This window comes from Streptomyces eurythermus (assembly GCF_014649115.1).
GTDB lineage: Bacteria > Actinomycetota > Actinomycetes > Streptomycetales > Streptomycetaceae > Streptomyces > Streptomyces eurythermus.
Genome location: NZ_BMSK01000002.1, coordinates 401,336 through 423,088 on the forward strand (window position 1 = coordinate 401,336; position 21,753 = coordinate 423,088).

Annotated in this window: 12 protein-coding genes; 5 read left to right on the top strand and 7 right to left on the bottom strand. The window is 72.5% G+C overall.

The window, feature by feature from the left end; genetic code table 11:
• The first annotated feature begins 318 nt into the window (after positions 1-318).
• The 4 genes from IE251_RS04485 to IE251_RS41645 all read left to right on the top strand — a co-directional run bounded on the left by IE251_RS04485 (position 319) and on the right by IE251_RS41645 (position 2,696).
• A complete protein-coding gene (locus IE251_RS04485) occupies positions 319-606 on the top strand; it encodes a hypothetical protein (protein ID WP_229896583.1) in 288 nt (95 codons plus the stop codon).
• Between the two features lie 490 nt (positions 607-1,096).
• Positions 1,097-1,330: a hypothetical protein gene (locus tag IE251_RS04490; RefSeq protein ID WP_189751579.1), complete on the top strand. Its 234-nt coding sequence runs from the start codon at positions 1,097-1,099 to the stop codon at positions 1,328-1,330.
• A gap of 374 nt (positions 1,331-1,704) precedes the next feature.
• A complete protein-coding gene (locus IE251_RS41640) occupies positions 1,705-2,364 on the top strand; it encodes a CapA family protein (protein ID WP_189751580.1) in 660 nt (219 codons plus the stop codon).
• Positions 2,274-2,696, top strand: a complete 423-nt coding sequence (locus tag IE251_RS41645) for a CapA family protein (RefSeq protein ID WP_267924990.1) — start codon at positions 2,274-2,276, stop codon at positions 2,694-2,696. Before IE251_RS41640 ends, IE251_RS41645 begins: the two co-directional genes overlap by 91 nt.
• Positions 2,697-2,920: 224 nt before the next feature.
• On the opposite strand, the gene IE251_RS04505 is transcribed toward IE251_RS41645, so the two are convergent.
• The 5 genes from IE251_RS04505 to IE251_RS04525 all read right to left on the bottom strand — a co-directional run bounded on the left by IE251_RS04505 (position 2,921) and on the right by IE251_RS04525 (position 12,571).
• On the bottom strand, positions 2,921-3,124 hold the full coding sequence (locus IE251_RS04505; protein ID WP_189751582.1) for a cold-shock protein: 204 nt from the start codon (positions 3,122-3,124) through the stop codon (positions 2,921-2,923).
• A 127-nt stretch (positions 3,125-3,251) separates the two neighbouring features.
• The gene (locus IE251_RS04510) at positions 3,252-3,395 is read right to left on the bottom strand and encodes a hypothetical protein (RefSeq protein WP_189751754.1); all 144 of its coding nucleotides are present in this window, start codon (positions 3,393-3,395) and stop codon (positions 3,252-3,254) included.
• Positions 3,395-3,880 carry a hypothetical protein gene (locus tag IE251_RS40690; RefSeq protein WP_229896584.1) on the bottom strand — a complete coding sequence of 162 codons (486 nt, stop codon included), beginning with the start codon at positions 3,878-3,880 and terminating at the stop codon, positions 3,395-3,397. The genes IE251_RS04510 and IE251_RS40690 overlap by 1 nt, the downstream gene beginning before the upstream one ends.
• A 397-nt stretch (positions 3,881-4,277) precedes the next feature.
• A complete protein-coding gene (locus tag IE251_RS04520) occupies positions 4,278-5,264 on the bottom strand; it encodes a TauD/TfdA family dioxygenase (protein ID WP_189751583.1) in 987 nt (328 codons plus the stop codon).
• Entirely contained in the window at positions 5,264-12,571 is a 7,308-nt protein-coding gene (locus IE251_RS04525) for a non-ribosomal peptide synthetase (protein WP_189751584.1), read from the bottom strand. Before IE251_RS04525 ends, IE251_RS04520 begins: the two co-directional genes overlap by 1 nt.
• 180 nt (positions 12,572-12,751) lie before the next feature.
• Here IE251_RS04525 and IE251_RS04530 point away from each other — a divergent pair, with 180 nt between their 5' ends.
• Positions 12,752-14,002 carry an MFS transporter gene (locus tag IE251_RS04530; RefSeq protein ID WP_189751585.1) on the top strand — a complete coding sequence of 417 codons (1,251 nt, stop codon included), beginning with the start codon at positions 12,752-12,754 and terminating at the stop codon, positions 14,000-14,002.
• Positions 14,003-14,079: 77 nt separating this feature from the next.
• Here the strand turns inward: IE251_RS04530 and IE251_RS04535 are convergent, their stop codons facing one another.
• Positions 14,080-20,514: a non-ribosomal peptide synthetase gene (locus IE251_RS04535; RefSeq protein WP_189751586.1), complete on the bottom strand. Its 6,435-nt coding sequence runs from the start codon at positions 20,512-20,514 to the stop codon at positions 14,080-14,082.
• Entirely contained in the window at positions 20,501-21,544 is a 1,044-nt protein-coding gene (locus IE251_RS04540; protein WP_189751587.1) for a TauD/TfdA family dioxygenase, read from the bottom strand. Before IE251_RS04540 ends, IE251_RS04535 begins: the two co-directional genes overlap by 14 nt.
• Positions 21,545-21,753 lie beyond the last annotated feature (209 nt).

Sequence of the window (21,753 nt, forward strand, 5' to 3'; positions counted from 1 at the left end):
GGCTGATGTTTCCATTCCGCTCGGACATGTTTGCGTTCATGGTGTTCGCGATGCCCCTGCTTTTCTGAGGCTGGTATGCCTCGCCGGAATCAGTGTATCGAGCATTCTCCTGAGCTGGGCTAACGCGAATGAGCCAGGTGACTCAAAGTGGCTCCGTGCATCCACGACCTGGCTATTCGGGATGAGCTGACACACCAGGAAGAGCGAAGTAGAACAAATGCGGATATTGTCGGTTTCGGAGGTTCGGCTGTCCTTCGGGACCGTTGCATGCGTAAAAGCCGGCCCGGCCGGCCCCAGCGAGCGCGTGCACGGTAGGCGATGAGGCGTCGCGTGGCCGGGGTGACGCTGCTCGGGGACGCCGCCCGCCCGCGGGCACCGAACGGCAAGGGCGCCAACCCGGCCATGCCGGACGGCGCCGGACTCGGCCGGGCCCTCGCCACGCACCCCGGCGACACCGAAGCCGCGCTCGCTTCGCACGAACAGGTGACGTTCTCCCGCGCCGCCGAGGTGGAAGCGGACGACGACGGCTTCTACACCACCATGATCGACGACCACGCCCCTTACAGCCTGCTCGCCCTGATGACCGGAGCCGAACCGGACGCGTGACCCGCAGCCGCACGCACGGCACCCGTTCGATCAGGTGCCGTCGGGGAGGCAAAGGAATCCCGCCCATGCCGCTACCGGACCCCGCCCGGAGCGTTTCGCCTCCCGTCCCACCGCTCCACCACCTCGTCCGCCGGACCCCGCGCCGCCGGCTCCGTCGGCCAGCCCTTCGAGGAGCTGCTGGCCGACGGCCCAGGGGAAACGCCGGGCCCGGCAGACCCAGCTTCCGGTGCCCGCTGGGTCCCGGCCGAGGCGCCGAGCCGGCCGGCAGACGGCGCAGGCCGCACAGCTCATCCAGAACGCGCGTGGGACGGCGGGGCAGTCGCAGAGGGGGTTGTAGTCGGGGGCCTCCGTCGACGCGGAGCGCTGCCGCACCTGGGTGCACCTGGGGGCTGGGGCCGCGCCCGCAGGTTCCGTCGGAGTGATCCCGGCCCGCCACGGCCTCGCGATACCGTGGTGGAACCCGCCCGTTCCGCGCCCTCGGGAGCCCTCGATGAGCGAACAGCCGGTCCCCGCCGACACCGCCCGGCAGCAACTGGACTCCGCGGCCGCCGACGCCGTACGCGCGTACGCCGCCCACACCCGGGCCACCGCCGACCAGTTCGCCGACGTCCTGGAGGACATCGCCGCCTGCGGCCTGCCGTCGGTCGAGGAGTGCACTCCGTGGGAGGAACTGCGCGAGCAGCACCTCGCCCGCCTCGCCCGCCAGCGCCCGGCCGTCGCCTGATGACCCCGCAGCACGGCCCGCGCCCCGCCCGGTTCGCGTTCTCCGGCTCCGCCGCCAAGCAGCTGGAGAACGTCACCAGCGAGGCGGAGATCCACGCCTGTACTTCGTCACCGCGCTGCGCACCGTGGGCGTCGTCGCATACCTCAAGGTCCGACCCGCGAAGGAGCCCCAGTGCCGTCCGTTGTCCAGGAGCTGTCCGGCCGCCGCGAGCTCGGAGGGCTGCGCGGTGGTGAAGTGCCCGTTCAAGGCCACCGTGCTCCGCGAAGGCCCGGCGCAGCACGCCGGGACGGGCGCGGCCTGGCTCGCGTAAGGTCCTCAGGTGCGCCCACGACGGCGTACAGCGCCTCGAATCGCTCGTACGGTTGGGCAGGGGCTTGTCCTTCACCGTGATCGCCGGTGGCGATGTCCTGATCCATCCTCCGCTGATCGAGCAGGCCGCCCGGGATGCCAGGGCGGCCGGTGGCCAGGGGCTCGACTTCGGGCCGATGCTGGCCGGGCTGAGGTCGACAGTCTCCCGGGCCGATCTGGCGATCTGCCATCTCGAGACACCCCTGGCGCCGGCCAGGGGACCGTTCACGGGCTTCCCGCGTTTCGCCGCCCCGCCGCAGATCGCCACAGCCTTGTCGGACGTGGGCTTCCACAGCTGCTCGACAGCGTCCAACCACGTGCTCGACCAGGGCGAGGCAGGTGTGCGCCGGACCCTGGACGCCCTGGACGCGGCCGGCCTGCGGCACACCGGCTCGGCACGGAACCGGGCGGAGGCGGACCGGCCGAACATCATCGAGGTCAAAGGCGTCCCGGTCGCGCACCTGTCCTACAGCTACGGCTTCGGCGGCAGACTCCGGCCGGCGGACAAGCCGTGGCTGGCCAACGTGGTCGGTGAACGCGTCTTCGACGAGGCCGCCGGGCTCGCCGCGCGGGTGCCGAAGTGGTGGTTCTCAGCATGCACTGGGGGCGGGAGCACGTGCATGAACCGAGCCCGCGCCAGCTTGCCTGGGCTGGGGAACTGGCGGCCGGTTCGTCGGTCGATGTGATTCTCGGCCACCACGCCCACGCGGTCCAGCCGTTCGAACGGATCAACGGCACCTGGGTGGTCTACGGCCACGGCAATCTCCTTGCGCGGCACCGTGTTCCACGAGGGACCACCGAGGAGGGCCTGCTGTCCTGGTTTCGGTTCGTCCGGACCGACGGCTCCTGGCGGATCCGGCGCCTGGGCTTCATTCCCACGTTCATCGACCTCACCGGGCCCGTCCGCGCCGTCGCCCTGCCCGCCGCGCTGGCTGAGCCCGGCCTCCCGCCCGAGCGCCGGGCCCGCTACGAGCGGGCGTACCACCGGACACGGACCGTCGCCCTGGGGCGTTGGTGACCTACTGCTCAGGCGTGGTGCGTGGTGCGTGGTGCATGGTGCGTGACGCGTGGTCGGGGGAGTGGTGCGGTGGTGCGCGCTCTTTGGACGGTGCAGTCGGCGGAAGCACGATTTTGAGGCTGGTGGGGCTCTTGTGGCCGTGGCGCAGTGTGTCCGCCTGCGGACATGAGTGAGGCGGCTGCCGGACCGGACAGCCGCCTCACCTCGTGTGTTCCCCCGCCCGCTCAGCCGCGGGTGATGTTCTGCGCCTGCGGGCCCTTCTGCCCCTGGCCGATGTCGAAGGTGACGTGCTCGCCTTCGGTCAGCTCGCGGTAGCCGCTGCCGTTGATCTCGGAGTAGTGCGCGAAGACGTCCGGGCCCCCGCCGTCCTGCTCGATGAAGCCGAAGCCCTTTTCGGCGTTGAACCACTTCACGGTGCCGCTGGCCATACTGGTTGTCCTTCGTGTCATACCCGGGAACAGCCCTCATACCGGGCATGCTCCGGCTCGCACACCGCACGAGCCATCAGCCGTTCTACCCCCGACCAGCCCGCTTATCCCACCGGCGACACGCTGGTTAGGTCCGGCCGGTGCCGTCGGCGCAGGCCGGGGCGGGTCCAGGGCGCATCTCCGCGAAGCGGGTCAGGGTGAAAGCGCCTACTGCTGCGGGGACGAAGTCGGTCAGGGCGATGCAGACCAGACCCCGACCGGTGATCTCCATCAGTGCGTCGGCAGCGGTGACCGCCGTGAGGGATCCGCGTCGCATCGCAAGAGCGCAAACGGGGGCAGGCAGGGGTAGCCTGCTTCGCCGGCGCCGCGAGCGGGGTGCGCCGGCCTTTCTCCATCGCGCAGCTGCTCCCAGTCGGCCTCGGGGTGTGCGGCGGGGATCGCGTCGCCGTCGGCGGACCGGTAGCGGGCGAGGTCGACGGTTCCGGCCCGGCTGGTGCCGAAGCGGACCTCGATCGACTGCGGGGAGCGGACCCAGCCGAGCCGCACCATCCAGTCGGACTCGACCCTGCGCACCCCGAGCCGGGCGGTGACCTGCTCCTGTCCGAGCGGGGTGTCGGCGGCGACCAGCTCCGCCAGGTCCTCGCGCCGGCAGACCTGATCGACGTGGCCGAGGCGGTGCAGTGTCCCGTCCGGGGCCGTGCTCAGGCCGGCCAGGAGGCCACGGCCCACGAACCGGCGCACCACGAACGCCGTCACGGCCAACTGCCACCACCAGCCGCTCGCCACTGCCCGGAAGGGCGGGCGGACAGGTTTCGATCGCGCCCTCACGGTGTCGCCGACGGCTACCAGCACGTCCCGCGCCGACGGCTCCGGCGCACGGACCGGACGGAGCCCGGCCCGCCTGAGGCCACCGCCGGTGAACAGCGACTGCGGCGAGGACCGTCCGTTGGGGCGTCCCGAGGGCGGGGCCGAAAGGTGGAGGTCCGCCCGGCGAGCAGGGCGAACCTCCACCTGACCCGGAGCTGACGCGTGCACGTCCGGTCAGGGGCCGGCCTTCTGGAAGTCGGCCTGCGCGAACGCTTCGTCACGGCCGGCTCCGGACGCCACGGCGCCTGCGGGACCTCGTACACGATCGCCTGCGGGTTGCCGACCGCTACCCGCGCAGTACATGGCCGTCGCCCGGCCGGTGGGAGAGCGAGCGGCGCAGGTCGCGTGCCGCGAACGAGCGCTGCAGCCAGCGGTCCCGCCCGTCGTAGCGCGGGATGAAGCCGGTCCGGCCGTGCGCGGTCACCGAGTTGTCGACGATGGCCAGATCGCCGGGGACGAGGTGGTGGGTGAGCGCGTGGCGGCCGAACAGGGACTGCAAGGCGCGCAGGGCGGCTGCGGCCCGTTCGGTCAGCGGCTCGGTCGCCGCGAAGTCGACCACCATGTCCGGGTCGTCCGGCGCGCCGCTGAGCACCGCGTGCGGCTGCGGCTGGGTCGTCCCCGCCGCGAAGGACGGTGGTGGGCTGGTGACGAACTCGGGTCTGAACAGCGCCTCGTGATGGTCGTCACCGAGCAGCCGGTGGACCTGGCGGATGCACACGGTACGCAGCCCGGCCACCAGTTCGTGGTCGGCCCGCAGGCACAGCAGCAGCACGTAGTCCGGCCGGTACGGGTGGAAGGCGTTCTCGGTGTGGAACTCCAGCAGCACCGAGCCTTCGTTGCCCTGGAACTCCTCGTTCCCCGGCACCGGCACGACGTCCTGCACCATCGCGCCGGACTTCTCCGGGCGAAACGCGATGGGGTCGCCCAGCGCGCTGGCGATGAGCATCAGCATGCCGGCCGGGATGGTCGCCTCCCGCTGGACGGAGCCGCTGACCATCGGCGTGTCGGGCAGCAGCTCCTGGTCCACCGGCAGGCCGCGGACGAGCAGCGCTCCGGTGGGTCCGGAGTCGCGCCGGAAGGCCGAGAGGGACTCGCGCAGTGCCAGCGGCAGTTCGTGCCACCGTCGGCCGGCCTCGCGCAGCCACCGAACGTCGTCGACGCGTCCGTCGGCCACTGGCAGCAGAGCCGCGGCGGCCGCCTCCAGGGCCGGTACGACGCCCGGGTCCAGCACCACCACGCCCTGCTGCGAGTCGGCCGTGAGTACGGTCGGCATCACTTCACATCCCTCTTGGTCGCCATGGTGTCGTTCTCGAACAGGCTGGTCAGCAGCTCGGCCACTTCCGCGACGTGGGGTGCGCGCAGGACACCGAGGTGATTGCCGCCCACCCGGTGGACCTCGAGCCCTCCGGTGGCCAGTTCGGCCCACCGGGCGGTGAAGTCCGTGAAGCTCACCCCGACCGCGACCTCGTGCTCGCCGGCGGCCAGTTCGTCGCCGGCCAGCAGGTGCAGCCGGGCGGGGACGGGCGTGTGGCGGTAGTCGAGCCGGGTCTGCAGCAGTTGCCGCCAGACCCGGACCCGGGAGGGCCAGAACTGGTCCCCGGGTACCGGCGGGTCCACCTCACCCTCATCGATGATCTTGGTGAGGACGGCCACCGCCTCCTGCTGGAGGTCGCCGATCCGCTCCCCGCTCGCCTCGGCGAGCTCGGCGAGCACCGCCTCGGCGTACTGGCACCTGCGCACGAAGTCGTGCATGTACTCCCGCTCGTAGGTGTCCAGAGCGGGATCCAGCAGCATGAAGGTGACGTCCTCGCCGGCTGCCTGGAGCCGCCTGACCATCTCAGTGGTGATCTGGCTTCCGCCGCACCAGCCGAGCAGCCGGTACGGCCCGGTCGGGGCGATCCGCCGCAGTTCGGCCAGGTTGAGCTCGGCGATCTGCTCGACGCTCTCCGGGGCGGGGCACGGCCGGGTCAGCCCGGGCCACTCGAACGCGGCCACCGGCTGGTCGGCCGGGAGGTGCTCGGCGAGTTCGGCGAACCAGTGCGCACTGCCCGGGTGGATGCAGAACAGCGGCGGCTTGGTGCCTGCCCGGCGCAGCCACACGATCGAGTCCGCGGCCTGTGAGCCGGACGGGGTGTCGGCCTTCGTGTCCGTCACCGCGACGGCCAGTTCGGCCACCGTCCGGTGCCGGTAGAAGTCCTGGAAGGACAGCTGGTAGCCGTGCTCGGCACGGAGTTTGACGATCACCCGCATCACGGTCATGGAATGCCCGCCGAGTTCGGCGAAGCTGTCGTCGATCCCGACCTCGGCCACTCCCAGGGCCTCGGCCCAGGCCCTGGCCAGGATGTTCTCCACGGCCGTGCGCGGCGCCCGGTAGGGCCGGGCGGTCGCAGCCTCGTCGATCCGCGGCAGCGCGCCCAGGTCCACCTTGCCGCTCGGGGTCATCGGCAGGTTGTCGAGCACCAGGTACCTGGACGGTATGAGGTGGGCCGGCAGGGTCCGGGCCAGCCGGTCGCGCAGCGCGACCGGGTCGAGCCCGGTCCCGTCAGCCGGCACCAGGTAGGCGGCCAGCTCCCGCTCGTGGCTCGGCGTCGTGTGCACGCGCACGGCCACCTCACGCAGTGCGACCTCCCGGCGCAGCGCGGCCTCGACCTCGCCCGGCTCGATGCGGAAGCCGCGGATCTTCACCTGGTGGTCGACGCGGCCGGCGAACTCCAGCACTCCGTCCGCACGGTGGCGGGCCAGGTCCCCGGTCCGGTAGAGCCGCCCGCCGGGCACTGCGGCGTAGGGATCGGGCACGAAGCGCTCGGCGGTCAGGCCCGGCCGCTCCACGTAGCCGCGGGCCAGTTGCGCGCCACCGATGTACAACTCGCCCACCACGCCGACCGGTACCAGCTCCATCGACCGGTCGAGCACCCGCATCGTGGTGTTGGAGAACGGTCGGCCGATCGGCAGCACACCCGCTTCTAGGTCGGCCGCGGTGCCTTCGAGGTGGGAGCAGCCGACCGTGGTCTCGGTCGGACCGTACTCATTGTCCACCACGGTGTCCGGCGCGAACTCGGCCCAGCGGGAGACCTTCTCCCGGGTCAGCTCCTCGCCGCCGGCGATCAGCCGGCCCGCCGCGGTGCGCAGGCCCTGGGGTGACAGCGACTGGTTGAGCAGGGCGAGGTGGGAGGGGGTCAGCTTGAGGATGCCGAACCCGCCCTGCTCCAGCGCCGCGACCAGGGCGTCGATCCCGGGCGTCCCGTCGTCCTCGACGAGCGTGACCGGCTGGCCGGACAGCAGGGCGGGGAACAGCGAGGTGACCGGCAGGTCGAAGGCCATCGAGGAGTACAGCGGTGCGCCCGTCCCGCCCAGCGGGGTGTAGCCGCCCAGGCACCAGCAGACGTAGTTGACCACGTTGCGGTGCTCGATCATCACGCCCTTCGGCGTGCCGGTCGAGCCCGAGGTGTAGATGACGTAGGCGAGCGCGTCCGGTGTGGCGGTCCGCCCGAGGTTCTCCGGCGACTGGTCGGCGATCGCCGTGTCGGCGTCGACCAGGCACCGCTCGGCCGGGCAGTCGGCGAGCAGGCCGGTCAGCTCGCTCTGGGTGACGACCACCCGGGCGTCGGTGTCGGCGACCAGGGTGGCCTGCCGCTGCGCCGGGTGGGCCGGATCGAGCGGGAGGTAGGCGGCGCCGGCCTTGAGCACGGCGAGCAGCGCGACCACCAGCTCCGGTCCCCGGCGCAGCAGCACGCCGACCCGGGACTCCTGGCCGATGCCGAGCGAACGCAGGTGTCTGGCCAGGCGGTTGGCCCTGGCGTTGAGTTCGGCGTAGTCGACGGTCGTGCCGTCGGCGCACCGCAGGGCGGTCGCCGACGGGGTGCGGGAGACCTGCTGCTCGAACAGCTCGTGCAGGCACAGCTCGGGGTAGGCGGTGTCGGGGCCGGCGGCGAAGGAGAGCAGCAGGGACCTCTCGCGCTCGTCCACGGGGCTGTGGCGGCAGTCGCCGGCCGGGTCGGCGGCCATGCGCTCCAGGACCGTGCGGTACAGCCCGGCCAGCCGTCGCCCGTTGGCGCGGCTGATCCGCTCGGGTCGGCCGGAGACGTACAGCACGCCGGGGAAGGTCCACACGTCCAGCCCGAACTCGTTCGGGCTGACGTCGACGACCTTCGCGGACTCGATCGGCCGGGTGTCCAGGACGTGGAAGTCCAGGTAGGTGAAGGCGATGTCGACCAGCGGCGTGCCGCCGCCCCACTCGCGCTGCATCTCCGGCAGCGGGAACCGGCGGTGCGGCCAGGCCGCCACCTCGGCGGCGAAGACCTGGCCGACCAGCTCGGTCCAGTTCGCCCCGGTCAGCTCGACCCCCAGCGGCAGGGTGTTCAGGTGCATGCCGCGGACCAGGTCGCCGCCGTCGGTCTCCAGCCGCCCGTTGCAGACCAGGCCGGTGTGGAAGCGGTCGCTGCCGCTGATCACGCTGAGCACCTTCAGGTGCGCGGCGAACAGCACGCTCTTGAGCGGGGCCCCGGCGGCGGCCGCCAATCGGCGCAGGCCGGGCTCCAGATCCTCGAACTGCACCGTTGTCCGGTACGGCGACTCCCCGGCGTCGGGCGCGGCGGCCCAGGCGGCCGGCAGCTCGACCCGGTCGAATCGGGAGACCTGCTCGCCCCAGAACGCGCGGTCCTCGGCGGACTCCAGCGAGCGCTTCTCCAGGGCGATGTGGTCGGCGAAGCGCACGGTGTGCGTGCCGGGAGCGGCCGCCTCGCGGCCGTCCCGCAGCGCCCGGTAGTCCGTCATCAGCTCGTCGAGCAGCGAGTGGTGGCTCCAGCCGTCGAGGATGGCGTGGCACTCGATGAAGGAGAAGGTCCAGCGGTCCTCGGCCGTCTGGTGCACGTGGAACCTGAGCATCGGCGCCCGGCCGAGGTCGAAGGGGTTGCGCCGGGTGTCCGCGGTGAACCGGCGCAGCGCCTGCTCGGCCTCCTCGGCGCCGAGCGTGCGCAGGTCGTCGTAACCGACCTCGATGGTGCCCTCGGCGTGCACCAGCTGGAGCGGCTCGGAGAAGCCGGTGAGATCGAAGCTGGTGCGCAGGATCTCGTGCCGGCCGGCCAGCAACCGCGCCGCCTCGCGCATCGCGGGCAGCGAGAACGGCGCGTCGTCGAGGAACGGGAACAGCGTGATGTTGTGGTACGGGCTGTTGTCCTGGTCCGAGACCATCTGGTAGGCCATGGCCGCCTGCACCATGGACATCGGGTAGGCATCCACCAGGCCGGCCGGCAGCTTCGCCCGGTCCTGCGGTGTCAACAGGGCGAACGGCTCGACTCGCTGCTCCTCCACGCCGACGGCGTCCGCTGCCGCCGCCTGCGCGCTCGCCGACTGCGCGAACCGGGCGAGGGCGGCCACGTTCTGGTGCACCAGCAGGTTCTGCACGGTCAGTTCGACCCCGCGTCGGCGCAGTGCTCCGACCACGCGGATGGCGCGGATCGAGTCGCCGCCCAGGGCGAAGAAGTTGTCCTGCGCGCCGACCCGTTCGAGCCCGAGCACCTCGGCCCAGATCTGCGCGACGGTCCGCTCGACCGGGGTCCGGGGCGCGACGTACTCCCCGTCGGCCCGAGCCCGGTGCGCGTCCGGATCGGGCAACGCCCGGCGGTCGATCTTCCCGTTGGCCGTCACCGGCAGCGTGTCCAGCGGGACGAAGACCGCGGGGACCATATAGCCCGGCAGGACCCGGCCGAGGTCCTCGCGCAGCCGGGTCACGTCGATCCGGCGGCCGGCCCGGGCCGTGAGGTAGGCGACCAGCCGCGCCTCGCGTTGCCCGCTGCTCTGGTGGGCGAGCACCACGCTCTTGTCGACGTCCGGGAGCCGGCCGAGGGCCGCCTCGATCTCGCCCGGCTCGATCCGGTGCCCGCGGATCTTGACCTGGTCGTCGGCCCGGCCGAGGAATTCGAGGTCGCCGCCCGGCCCGAAGCGCGCCACGTCGCCGGTGCGGTACATGCGCGCCCCCGGTCGCGTCGCGTACGGGTCCGGGCCGAATCGCTCCGCGGTCAGCGCCGGGCGGCCGAGGTAGCCGCGGGCCAGCCCGGGGCCGGAGACGAAGACCTGGCCGGGCACGCCGGCCGGCACCAGGTTGAGGTCGTCGTCCAGCAGGTAGACGCGCAGATCGCGCAGCGGCCGGCCGATCGGGCTCGGGCGCGTCCCGGCCGCCTCGGCCGCACGCAGCGGGCGGTACGTCACGTGCACGGTGGTCTCGGTGATCCCGTACATGTTCACCAGGACCGGGCCGCTGTCGCCGAACCGGGCGAACCATGGCTCCAACTCGGCCACGTCGAGGGCCTCGCCGCCGAAGACCACGGTCCGAAGCGCCAGGGCGTCCGGCCGCAACCCGGCCTCGGCCACCGCCTCGCCCAGCAGCCGGAAGGCCGAGGGCGTCTGGTTGAGGACGGTGACGCGTTCGGAGACCAGCAGCTCGAGGAAGTCCTGCGGGGAGCGAGAGACGGCGAACGGCACCACGACGGCCCGGCCGCCGTGCAGCAACGCCCCCCACAGCTCCCAGACCGAGAAGTCGAACGCGTAGGAGTGGAAGAGCGTCCACACGTCGGTGGGGCCGAAGCCGAAGTCGGCCTCGCAGGAGCGTAGCAACCGCAGTACGTTGGCGTGGGTCACCGGCACGCCCTTCGGCCTGCCGGTGGAGCCCGAGGTGTAGATGACGTAGGCCACGTTGTCCCCACCCGCGGCTGGGGCGGGTGGGGTGTCCGGCCAGTCGTCCGCCGGGGCGTCGGGCGACACCGTGGCGACCGCGTCGCCGGCCGGCTCCCGGCCGACCACGACGGACACCTCGGAGTCGGCCAGGATGTAGGCCAGCCGCTCGGCCGGCTGTCCCGGGTCGAGCGGCAGGTAGCCGGCCCCGGACTTGAGCACGCCGAGCAGGGCCACCACCAGGTCGAGGCCGCGCTCCAGGCGGACGCCGACCAGATGGTCCGTCCGCACGCCCAGCGAGCGCAGCCGGTGGGCCAGCCGGTCGCTCCTGGCGTCGAGCTCGGCGTAGGTCAGGTCGGCGCCGTCGCAGCTCACCGCGACCGCGTCGGGGGTGCGCTCGGCCCAGCTCCGGAACACCTCGGGGATGCTCTGCCGGACCGGCTCGGTGGAGCCGGTACCGGCCCAGTCGGTGAGCAGTTGCTCGCGCTCGGGAACGGTCAGCAGTTCCAAGCGGCTCACCGCGTGCTCCGGTGCGGCCACGGCGCCCTCCAGCAGCCGCAGGTAGTGGCCGGCCATCCGCTGGATCGTCGCCGGGTCGAACAGCGCGGAGGCGTACTCCAGATGGCCCGCCATCGAGCCGTCCGGCCGCTGGACCAGAGCGAGACTGAGGTCGAACTTCGCGGTTCCCCAGTCGACCGGCCGCTGCTCGCCGCCCAGACCGGCGGGGGTCCCGGCCGCCTCGGCGTCGTCCAGTTGGAAGGTCACCTGCACCAGCGGGGTGCGGGAGGCGTCCCGTTCCGGCGCGAACTCCTGGACCAGCAGCTCGAACGGGGTGTCCTGGTGCTCGAAGCCGCTCAGTACGTCTTCGCGCACCCGGGTGAGCAGCTCCACGAAGGACGGGTCGCCGGACAGATCGGTGCGCTGGACGACTGTGTTGACGAACAGGCCGATCAACTCGTGCGTGTCGGGGTGGTCGCGCCCGGCCACCGGGGTGCCGACCGCCACGTCGCTCTGCCGGCAATACCGGCCGAGCAGCAGCTGGAAGGCGGCCAGTGTGACCATGAAGGGCGTCGCGCCGTGCTTCCGGCCCAGCCGGACCAGGGCCGTGGCGAGCGTCGCCGGCAGCTCGAAGGAGACCTCCGCGCCGGCGGCGTCGCGCACCGGCCCGCGCGGCCGGTCGGTCGGCAGGCGGAGCGGCTCCAGGCCGGACAACTTCGATCGCCAGTAGGCGAGTTGCCTGTCGAGTCGGGGGCCGGAGAGCCGTTCGCGCTGCCAGGCGGCGAAGTCCGCGTACTGCACCCGCAGCGGGGGCAGCGGAGAGGGCAGACCGGCCGCGAAAGCCGAGTACAGCCGGTCCAGTTCGGACAGCAGGACCGACTCCGACCAACCGTCGGAGGCGATGTGGTGCAGGGTCAGCAGCAGGGCGTACTCGTCGTCGGCCAGGCGGACCAGCAGCGCCCGTACCGGGTGCTCGCCGGCCAGGTCGAACGGTCGCTCGCCGGCCTCGGCCACCAGCTCGGCGAACCGCTGCTCGGCGGCCTCCCGGTCGCCGCCGGCCAGGTCGACCCGGGTGAAGGCCACGGCGCCGGGCGCGTCGATCACCTGTAGCGGCTCGTCGTCCACCGTCACGTACCGGGTGCGCAGCACCTCGTGCCTGGCGACGATCTCGTCCAGCGCACGCCGCAGCGCCTCCTCGGCCAGTGAGCCGGGCAGCCTGAGCTGCAACGCCATCAGGTATTCGGTGCCGCCCGGCTGGATCTGGTCCAGCACCCACAGGCGGCGCTGCGCGAACGACGGCGGCAGCTCGCCGTCTCGGCTCACCGGGGCGAGCTCGTCGCTGTGCTTCGCCTTCGTCAGGCCGCGCAGGCGCCGCTGCAGCAACTCGGCGCGGGCAGTGGAGCTCGTGCTCATCTGGGCCTTCCTGTGTTTGCGGTGGTCAACCTGGAATCCCGGGTGGGCTGGGCCTCAGCCTGCCGGGTCGGCGGTCGGCGACGGCAGAGTCACTACGGCACACTTGGTGCGGCGGTGACTGCGCGCGTGACTGCCGGTCCTTCTCTCTTCCGGCCGTTCGCGCCCGCGCAGCATCGGCGCATGACAAAAAAGGTGCAACCACTGCGGCGCAACCGGGACTTCCTGCTGCTCTGGCAGGGCACGGTGGTGTCCGAACTCGGTTCGAACGCCACGACGGTGGCCTATCCGCTGCTGGTCCTCTACCTCACCGGCTCGCCCGCGAGCGCCGGAATCACCGGGTTCGTCGCGCTCCTGCCGCAGTTGCTGTTCCAGCTCCCGGCCGGCGCGGTGGTCGACCGCTGGAACCGGCGACGGGTGATGATCTGGTGCGACGTCCTGCGCTGCCTTGCCATCGGCAGCCTGGCCCTGGCCCTGGCCGCCGACCGGCTGGTGCTGGCGCACGTGCTGGCCGTCGGGTTCGTCGAGGGCACGCTCACGGTGTGCTTCCGGATCGCCGAGTCGGCGGCCGTGACCACCTTGGTGGACCCCTCCCAGTACGCGCTCGCGCTCTCCCGCAACGAGGCGCGCACCCGGGGCGCCGTAGTGTTCGGCCAGCCGCTCGGCGGTCTGCTGTTCGGGCTCGGCAGGGCGATCCCGTTCCTCTTCGACGCGGTCAGCTACGCGGTGTCGCTGACCACGCTGCTGATGATCAGGAAGGACTTCCGGGCCGAGCCGGCCGACCGGCCGGGACGGCTGATCACCGAGCTCTCCGCCGGGATCTCCTGGCTGTGGCGCCAGCCCTTCCTGCGCGTGACCACCCTGCTGGTCGCGGGCAGCAACCTGCTGTTCCAGGCGCTGTTCCTGGCCGTCATCGTGATCGCCCGCGCCGACGGCGGCTCGTCGGGCGCGGTCGGTGTGATGTTCGGCGTGGCCGCGGTCGGCGGGGTGCTCGGTTCGCTGGCCGCGCCCGCGCTGGAGCGCCGGCTGTCGATGAAGACCGTGGTGATCGGGGCGAACTGGGCGTGGGCGCTGGTGGTCCCGGTGCTGCTGGTGGTGCACGACCCCTATCTGATCGGGGCGGTGTACGCGCTGATGTGCTTCGTCGGCCCGGTGTGGAACGTGGTGGTGGTGGCCTACCAGCTCGGAGTGACGCCGGACCGCATCATGGGCCGGGTGCAGGGCGCGGCACATATGATCGCCTTCGGAGCCATCCCGCTCGGCTCGCTGGCCGGCGGTCTGCTGCTGCGCTGGATCGGTGCCGGTGCCACGGTAGCGGTGCTGTCCTGCTGGATGCTCTTTCTCGCGGTCGCCGCGAGCGTCAGCCCCGCGATCCGCAAGGCGCCGAGCCTGGCCGAGCTGCACGCGCCGGAGCCCGTGGTGGTGGCCGACTGAACCATCGTGCCCTGCCCCGCTCGTCGTCAGTGACGAGCGGGGCTCATCGCTGTCCGGTGGGGGGCCGGCGGTCCCGCTCATCGCGCACCCTCCTTGGAGAGCAGGCCGGCGACCTCGTCGTCGGTCAGCTCGGCGATGTCGTCCTCGACGGCCTTGGACACCGCCTGTGCGAGGGCGGCCACCGTGGTGGCCTCGAACAGGAGGCGCAGCGGGAGCACGACCCCGAACGCCGTCCGGATCCCCGCCAGGACCCGGGTGGCCAGCAGCGAGTTGCCGCCGAGGGCGAAGAAGTCGTCCAGCACGCCGATCCGCTCCACGCCGAGCAGCTCGCTCCAGATGTCGGCCAGCGCCTCCTCGACGGGGTCGCCGGGCGCCCGGTACTCCCGCCCGCCGTCCGCGCCGGCCGACACCGGATCCGGCAGTGCCTTGCGGTCGACCTTGCCGCTCGGCGTCAGCGGCAGGTCCGCCAGCGCCACCCACAGCGACGGGATCATGTACTCCGGCAGCAACGTCCGGAGATGGGCACGGAGTTCGCCGACGTCCGGCACGGTGTCGCCGGGCCGGGCCACCAGGTAGGCAGCCAGCCGGCGGTCCCCGGGCAGGGGTTCGGTGGCGATGACGACCGTCTCCTGCACCGCCGGGTGTGCGGCCAGCGCCGCCTCGATCTCACCGAGCTCGATCCGCAGCCCGCGCACCTTGACCTGACGGTCGATCCGCCCGAGGAACTCGATGACGCCGTCCGGCCGTCGGCGGACCAGGTCACCGGTGCGGTAGAGCCGCTGCCCCGGTTCGACGGCCAGCGGATCCGGTACGAAGCGATCGGCGGTCAGGGCGGCCCGACGGTGGTAGCCACGGGCCAGCCGCACCCCGCCCAGGCAGAGTTCGCCGGCGATCCCGATCGGCACCGGCCGCAGGTCGGCGTCCAGGACGTGGGCCCGGGTGCCGGCGACCGGCCGCCCGATCGGCAGGGTGGCGGACTGCTGCCCGGGCGGCGGGGTGTCGCCCACCGGGTGCAGCAGGCAGGTGACGGTTGCCTCGGTCGGCCCGTAGTTGCACAGGAACCGCCCGGGCAGGCCGCTGTCCGCCCAGCGCTCGGCGTCGGCCACGGTGACCACGTCGCTGCCGACGTTCATCAGCTTCAGCGAGGTCAACCGGCCGAGTTCGGGTGACTCCAGCATCGCCCGGTAATAGGCGGGGGTGATCTCGACGATCGTCACCTCGTGCTCGGCCAGTCGCGCCGGCAGTTCGGCGGGGGTCCAGAAGACCGGGTCGCCGACCACGACGGTCGCGCCGGCCACCAGGGTGGCCGCGATCTGGTCCATGGCGACGTCGAAGGTGAGGGCGGACAGCAGGACCACCCGCTCGCCCGGCGTGATGCCGTAGGCGTCCGCGATCACCCGGCAGTGCTGGGCGTAGGACCGGTGCTCGATCATCACCCCCTTGGGACGGCCGGTGGAGCCCGAGGTGTAGATGATGTAGGCGAGGTTGCCGGGACCGGCCTGCGCGGGCAGGTCGGCCGAAGAGTCCCGCCCCGCGGCCTCCTCCTCGTCCAGCAGTAGCAGCCGCCGCCCACCGCCGCCGCCGAGCCGGTCGGCGAACTCGGTGGAGGTGACCACGACCTCGGCGCCGGCGTCGGCGAGCATGAACTCCAGGCGCTGCGCCGGATGCCTCGGGTCGAAGGGGACGTAGACCCCGCCCGCCTTGAGCACCGCCAGCAGCACCACGACCGCCTCGGGGCTGCGCTCCAGGCACGAGCCGACGACCGTCTCCGGTCCGACCCCCAGCGCGCGCAACCGGCGGGCGAACCGGTTGGCCCGCGCGTTCAACTCCGCGTAGCTGATCCGCTGGTCCCCGAAGACCACCGCGATCGCGTCCGGCGTCTGCCGGACCTGGTGCTCGAACAGCTGGGGTACGCACAGCCCGTGCTGTTCGGCGGGGTCGAGCGCGGCCAGCCGGTCCCCGTCCGGGTCGGGCCAGACGGTGAGCAGGTCGTGCCGCTCGGGGGCGGTGAGCATCGCGAGGGCGCTCAGCCGTGCGTCCGGAGCATCCACGATGCTGCGCAGCAGGGTCAGGTAGTGTCCGGCCAGCCGCTCGACGGTGGCCCGGTCGAACAGCGCCGTGGCGTACTCGAACGAGCAGCGCAGCCGCCCGTCGCCCTGCTGGGTGACGCTCACCGTCAGGTCGAACTTGGCCACGGCCGGGCCGATGTCGATGCTCTCCACGGCGGCCCCGCCGAGCGCGGTCAGGTCGATCTCCTGGTGCTCGAACTCGAACATGACCTGGAACAGCGGGTTGCGTGAGAGGTCGCGGTCCGGCTTCAGCGCGTCGACCAGGTGCTCGAACGGCACGTCCTGGTGGCTGAACGCCTCCGCGGACACCCGGTGCACCTGCTCGAGGAACTCCCCGAACACCGGGTCGCCCGCCAGATCGGTGCGGATCACCAGGCTGTTGGTGAAGAAGCCGACGAGTTCCTCGGTCTCCGGCCTGGTCCGCCCAGCCACCGGGGTGCCGACCGCGACGTCGTCGAGACCGGTGTAGCGGCCGAGCAGCATCTGGAACGCGGCCAGCATCAGCACGAACGGTGTCACACCGCGCCGGCGTGCCAGCTCCGCGACCTCCTGGCCCAGCGCCTGCGGCAGTTCGACGTCGAACAGGTCGCCGCGTGCGTCGCGGACGGCGGAGCGCAGCCGGTCGGTCGGCAGCTCCAGCGGCTCCAGTCCGGCCAGCCGTTCACGCCAGTAGTCGAGCTGCCCGGCCGTCTCGCCGGCGGACTGCCGGCCCCGCTGCCAGGCGGCGAAGTCCGCGTACTGGACGGCTTGCGGGCACAGCGGTGACGGCTCGCCGGCGGCGAGCGCGCGGTAGGCCTGGTCCAGGTCACGCAGGTAGAGGCCCGTGGACCAGGCGTCGATGGCGATGTGGTGCAGGGTCAGCACCATCAGGTGCTCCTCGGGCGCGGTTCGGACCACCGTGACCCGCAGCGGCCATTCGGCCGCCAGGTCGAAGGCCCGGCCCGCGGCGTCGGCCAGCAGTCGCAGCGCCCGCTCCTCGGGCTGGGGCGTACCGCTGAGGTCGACCAGCTCGAAGGGGACCGGTCCCGCAGGGTCGATCACCTGCAACGGGTTGCCGTCGTCGGCGAGGTAGCGGGTCCGCAGCACCTCGTGCCGGGCAACGCCGGCGTCCACCGCCAGCCGCAGCGCCTCGGTGTCCAAGGGGCCGCGCAGGCGCAGCGCCACCGGGACGAGGTACTCGTCGCTCGCCGGCTCCAGTTGGTCGAGGAACCACATGCGCTGCTGGCCGAAGGAGAGCGGCAGCTCTCCGGTGCGCGGCACCGGCCGCACGCCCGGCCCGTCACCCTCGGAGCGGGCGGCGTCGATCCGGGCGGCCAGCGCGGCGACGGTGCGGGCGTTGAACAGCTCGCCGACCGTCAGCCTGACGCCGAATTCCCGGCGCAGCCGCAGGACCAGCCGGATGGCCGCCAGGGAGTGGCCGCCGAGTGCGAAGAAGTCGTCCTCGGCGGCGACTTGCCGCACTTCGAGGACCTCGGCCATCAACGCGGCGACTGCGGCCTCCGTCGGGGTGCGCGGGGCGATCGACTGCCCGTCCGCCGGTCGGTCCCGCTCCTTGGGTGAGGGCAGCCGTTGCCGGTCCACCTTGCCGGTGGGGGTCAGCGGCATGGTGTCCAGGAGCAGCACGGCCGAGGGCACCATCGCCTCCGGCAGCCGGCCCGCGAGGTGGGCGCGGATCTCGTCCGTTGCGGCCGGCTCGCCGTCCGCGAGTACGACGTAGGCGAGCAGTTCGAGGTCACCTGCCGTCGAGCGGCGGGTGGTCACCGCAGCGGCGGTGACCGAGGGGTGCGCGGTCAGCACGGCCTCGATCTCACCCGGTTCGATCCGCACCCCGCGCACCTTGACCTGCTCGTCGATGCGGGCGACGAACTCCAGCGCGCCGTCCTCGCGGCGGCGTACCAGGTCGCCGGTGCGGTACCAACGTTCGCCGGGTCCGGCCGCGAACGGGTTGGGGGCGAACCGCTCGGCGGTCTGCGCGCCCTGGCCCAGGTATCCGCGCGCCAGGCCGATCCCGCCCACGCACAGCTCGCCGGGGGCGCCGACCGGAACCAAGGCGTCATCGCGGTCCACCACATAGGTCCGCACACCGGTCAGCGGGTGGCCGATCGGCACGATGCCCTCGCCCTCGCCGCCCTCGTAGCGCCAGGCGGTGGAGTCGATGGCGCACTCGGTGGGGCCGTAGGTGTTGAACACCTCGACGTCGACCACCGCGCGCAGCCGCTCGCACAGCTCGACCGGCAGCGGCTCGCCGGCCGAGCACACCAGCCGCAGCGAGGCGCAGCCGGCCAGTTCGGGCTCGGCCAGCAGCAGCCGCAGCACCGAGGGCACCAACTGCAGGATGGTGACGCCGTGTTCGGCTACCGCCCGGATCATCACGATCGGGTCCCGGTGTGCCTCCAGGGGGGCCATCACCACGGTGGCGCCGCAGACCAGCGGCGAGAGGAACTCCCACATCGCCGCGTCGAAGCCGATGGTGGTCTTCTGCAACAGTCGGTCGCCGGCGCCGAGCCCGTACCGCTCGACCGACCAGAGCACCCGGTTGCGGATCGCGGTGTGCGGGATCAGCACCCCCTTGGGCCGGCCCGTCGAGCCGGAGGTGTACATCACGTAGGCCCCGTCGGTGTCCTGGACGGAGGGCAGTTCGGCGTCGAGGACCGGGGCGTCGCTCGTCCGCCAGGCGTCGTCCGGCGTCACCACCCGCAGGCCGGCCGGCAGCCGCTCCCGCAGCGACTCCTCGGCCAGCACCACCTCGACGCCGGCGTCGGCGACCATGTACGCCAGCCGGTCGACGGGATACTCGGGCGCCAGCGGGACGTACACGCCGCCCGCCGTCAGCACCGCGAGCAGCGCCGTGACCAGGTCCGTGCCGCGGTGCAGCGCCACCCCGACCGGCGTCTCACGGGTGACCCCCCGGGTGCGCAGGTGGAGCGCCAGGCGCCGTACTCGGTCCGCGAGTTCGGCGTAGCCGATCTCCTGGTCCCCGGCCACCACCGCCACCGCGTCCGGAGTCGCCCGGGCCTGGGCGCGGAACAGCTCGGGGAGCGAGAGTTCCGGCGACGCGGCGTCGGTGCGGTTCCACCTTTCGAACTGCTCCAGTTCGGCCCCGGTGAGGAGTTCCAGCCGGTGTACGGGGGTGTCCGGCCGGTCGGCGATGTCGCCCAGCAGCCGCAGCAGGTGCTCGGCCATCCGCGCGATCCGGGGGAGGGTGAACAGGGAAGTCGGGTAGATCAGCCGACCGTCCACCGAGCCGTCGGGGCGCTCGGTGAGGTGCAGGGAGAGGTCGAAGGCGGAACTGGGCGACGCCGTTTCGTCCGCGGTGACCTCGAGCCCCGTCAGCTGGAACGGGTGCGGCGCGACGGTGTGCAGGGCGAAGCCCACCTGGAACACCGGGTTGCGGGAGAGGTCCCGCTCCGGCGCGAGGTCGGCGACCACCCGCTCGAACGGCACGTCCAGGTGCTCGTGGGCGCCCAGGACCGTCTCGCGGACCTGCGCCAGCAGAGCGGCGAAGGACGGGCCGCCGGACAGGTCGGCGCGCAGCACCACGGTGTTGAGGAACATGCCGATCGATTGTTCGAGAGCGGCAGGCTCGCGACGGGACACCGACACCCCGACCGCCACGTCCTGCTGCCCTGAGTGGCGGGCCAGCAGCACCTGGAAGGCGGCCAGGTAGACCATGAAGGGCGTCGCGCCGCGACGCCGGCCGAGCTCGGCCAGGCGCAGGGCCAGCTCGCCCGGCACGGTGAAGGTCAGGTCGGCCCCGGTCGACACCCACTGGTCCGGCCGTCGGTGGTCGGTGGCGAGTTCCAGTGGTTCCAGTCCGGCCAGCCGCGCGCGCCAGTAGGAGCGCTGGCGTTCGATCACCTCGCCGGCCGCCTCCCAGCGGTCGCGCTCCCACTGGGCGAAGTCCGCATACTGCAGCGTCGGCGGCTCCAGCCGGGACGGCCGGTCCGAGCAGAACGCCTGGTACAGCTCCTGCAGTTCGCGAGCGAGCACGGACCAGGACCAGCCGTCGAAGGCGATGTGGTGGACGGTGACCAGCAGGGCCGCGTCGTCCGGCCCGAGCTGCACCAGCGTCAGCCGCCAGGGCGCCTGTGTGCGCAGGTCGATCGGGGTCGTGAGTTCGGCGTGGCCCAGCTCGAGCAGGCGCGCGTCCCGCTGGGCGGCCGGCAGCTCGCGCAGGTCGACCGGGCGTGGCTCCACCGGCGCGGGTTCGTCGACGATCTGCACCCCGACGCCGTCCACGGTGCCGTAGCGGGTGCGCAGAATCTCGTGCCGCGCGGAGATCTCCGAGAGCGCCGCCGACAGCGCGGGGGAGTCCAGCGGGCCGCGCAGCCGCAGCGTCTGGTTCGACAGGTACTCGATCGAGGCGCCGGAACGGAGCTGGTCGACGAACCAGAGCTCCTCCTGGGCGAAGGACAGGGCGTATCCCGCCTCATCGATTGCCATCGGATGCCTCCCCGAGCGTGTCGGAGCGGTGGCCGCCCCCGGTCACAGCCGACCAGGGCTCGGCCATGGCCACCGCGATCTTGCGTGGACCGGTGAACGGCTCACGGCCGTGGGCCGCCAACATGTTGTCCACCACCAGCACGTCTCCGAGCTGCCAGTCGAAACGGCGCTGCTCGGCGCGGTAGCACGCGCGCAGGTGCGCGATGACCTCGTCGGGGACGGACGCGCCGTCGCCGTAGTAGGTGTTGGTCGGCAGATCCTCCTCGTCGTACATCTCCCGCAGCCCGGCACACACGTCGGCGGCCAGCGTGCTCACGTGGAAGAAGGCGAGGTGGTTGAACCAGACCGTCTCGCCGGTGACCGGGTGCCGGTGCACCGCCCGGCGCCGGGCGAGAGTGCGCAGGCCGTTCTTGCCGGTCCACTGCGGCTCGATCCCGTTGCGGGCGCAGTACCGCTCCACCTCGGCACGGTCATCGGTGTTGAACGCCTGCTGCCAGGGCACCCCGAAGCCGTCGGTGAAGTTGCGCACGACCATCCAGCCGCGGGCGGCGAATTCCTCGCGGACCGCGGGGTCGATCGACCGGTGGATGCGGCGGGTGTCGGCGAGCGGTGTCGCGCCGAGGGTGTCCGGCGGGCGCACGCAGGAGAAGAACAGCGTGAGCGGCCAGTCGGCCTGGTAGGAGTTCTCGTTGTGCAGGAAGATCTCCTCGGCGGGTGGATAGTCCGTGGAGGTGTACACCTGCCCCTTGATCGTGCTGCGGGGCGAGGAGCGTTCGGCATAGGCCAGCGGTTCCCCGGACACCGCCCGGACCACGTCCGTGAACCCGTCCACCCCGCCCACCTCGAATCCGCGCAGCAGGACCGCGCCGTGCTCCAGGAGCCTTCGGCGGATCAGCGGACGGGCGGGCAGGACGTCGGCCACCGGTGTGCCCGGCGCGTCCGCCGCCAGGACGAACGGGAGCGCGGACTGCGCGGTGGGCTCCCGTTCGTGATCCGCGGGGGCGGACGGGCCGGATGGATGCGCGGTCATCGGTTACCTCCATGGAGATCCCTGGCCTCGGCCGAGGGAGGAGATGGATTCCCCGCGGAACGGGGCAGGGAGAGGGGGACCACGGGCAGCCCGGGCCGCGTGGTGGCGGCGTCGACGAAGCCGGTGGCGCTGTGGGCGTCTCGCGTGGAGGAGGGCCGCACGGACCGAACCGGCCGGCGGTTGCGCGCGGCCGCCCTCCAGCGCACCGC

Excerpts from the sequence above, each read along its gene's own strand:
- IE251_RS04485 (WP_229896583.1), top strand. The coding sequence starts at position 319 with ATGAGGCGTCGCGTGGCCGGGGTGACGCTGCTCGGGGACGCCGCCCGC.
- IE251_RS04490 (WP_189751579.1), top strand. The coding sequence starts at position 1,097 with ATGAGCGAACAGCCGGTCCCCGCCGACACCGCCCGGCAGCAACTGGAC.
- IE251_RS41645 (WP_267924990.1), top strand. The coding sequence starts at position 2,274 with ATGCACTGGGGGCGGGAGCACGTGCATGAACCGAGCCCGCGCCAGCTT.
- IE251_RS04505 (WP_189751582.1), bottom strand. The coding sequence starts at position 3,124 with ATGGCCAGCGGCACCGTGAAGTGGTTCAACGCCGAAAAGGGCTTCGGC.
- IE251_RS04510 (WP_189751754.1), bottom strand. The coding sequence starts at position 3,395 with ATGGAGATCACCGGTCGGGGTCTGGTCTGCATCGCCCTGACCGACTTC.
- IE251_RS04520 (WP_189751583.1), bottom strand. The coding sequence starts at position 5,264 with ATGCCGACCGTACTCACGGCCGACTCGCAGCAGGGCGTGGTGGTGCTG.
- IE251_RS04525 (WP_189751584.1), bottom strand. The coding sequence starts at position 12,571 with ATGAGCACGAGCTCCACTGCCCGCGCCGAGTTGCTGCAGCGGCGCCTG.
- IE251_RS04530 (WP_189751585.1), top strand. The coding sequence starts at position 12,752 with ATGACAAAAAAGGTGCAACCACTGCGGCGCAACCGGGACTTCCTGCTG.
- IE251_RS04535 (WP_189751586.1), bottom strand. The coding sequence starts at position 20,514 with ATGGCAATCGATGAGGCGGGATACGCCCTGTCCTTCGCCCAGGAGGAG.
- IE251_RS04540 (WP_189751587.1), bottom strand. The coding sequence starts at position 21,544 with ATGACCGCGCATCCATCCGGCCCGTCCGCCCCCGCGGATCACGAACGG.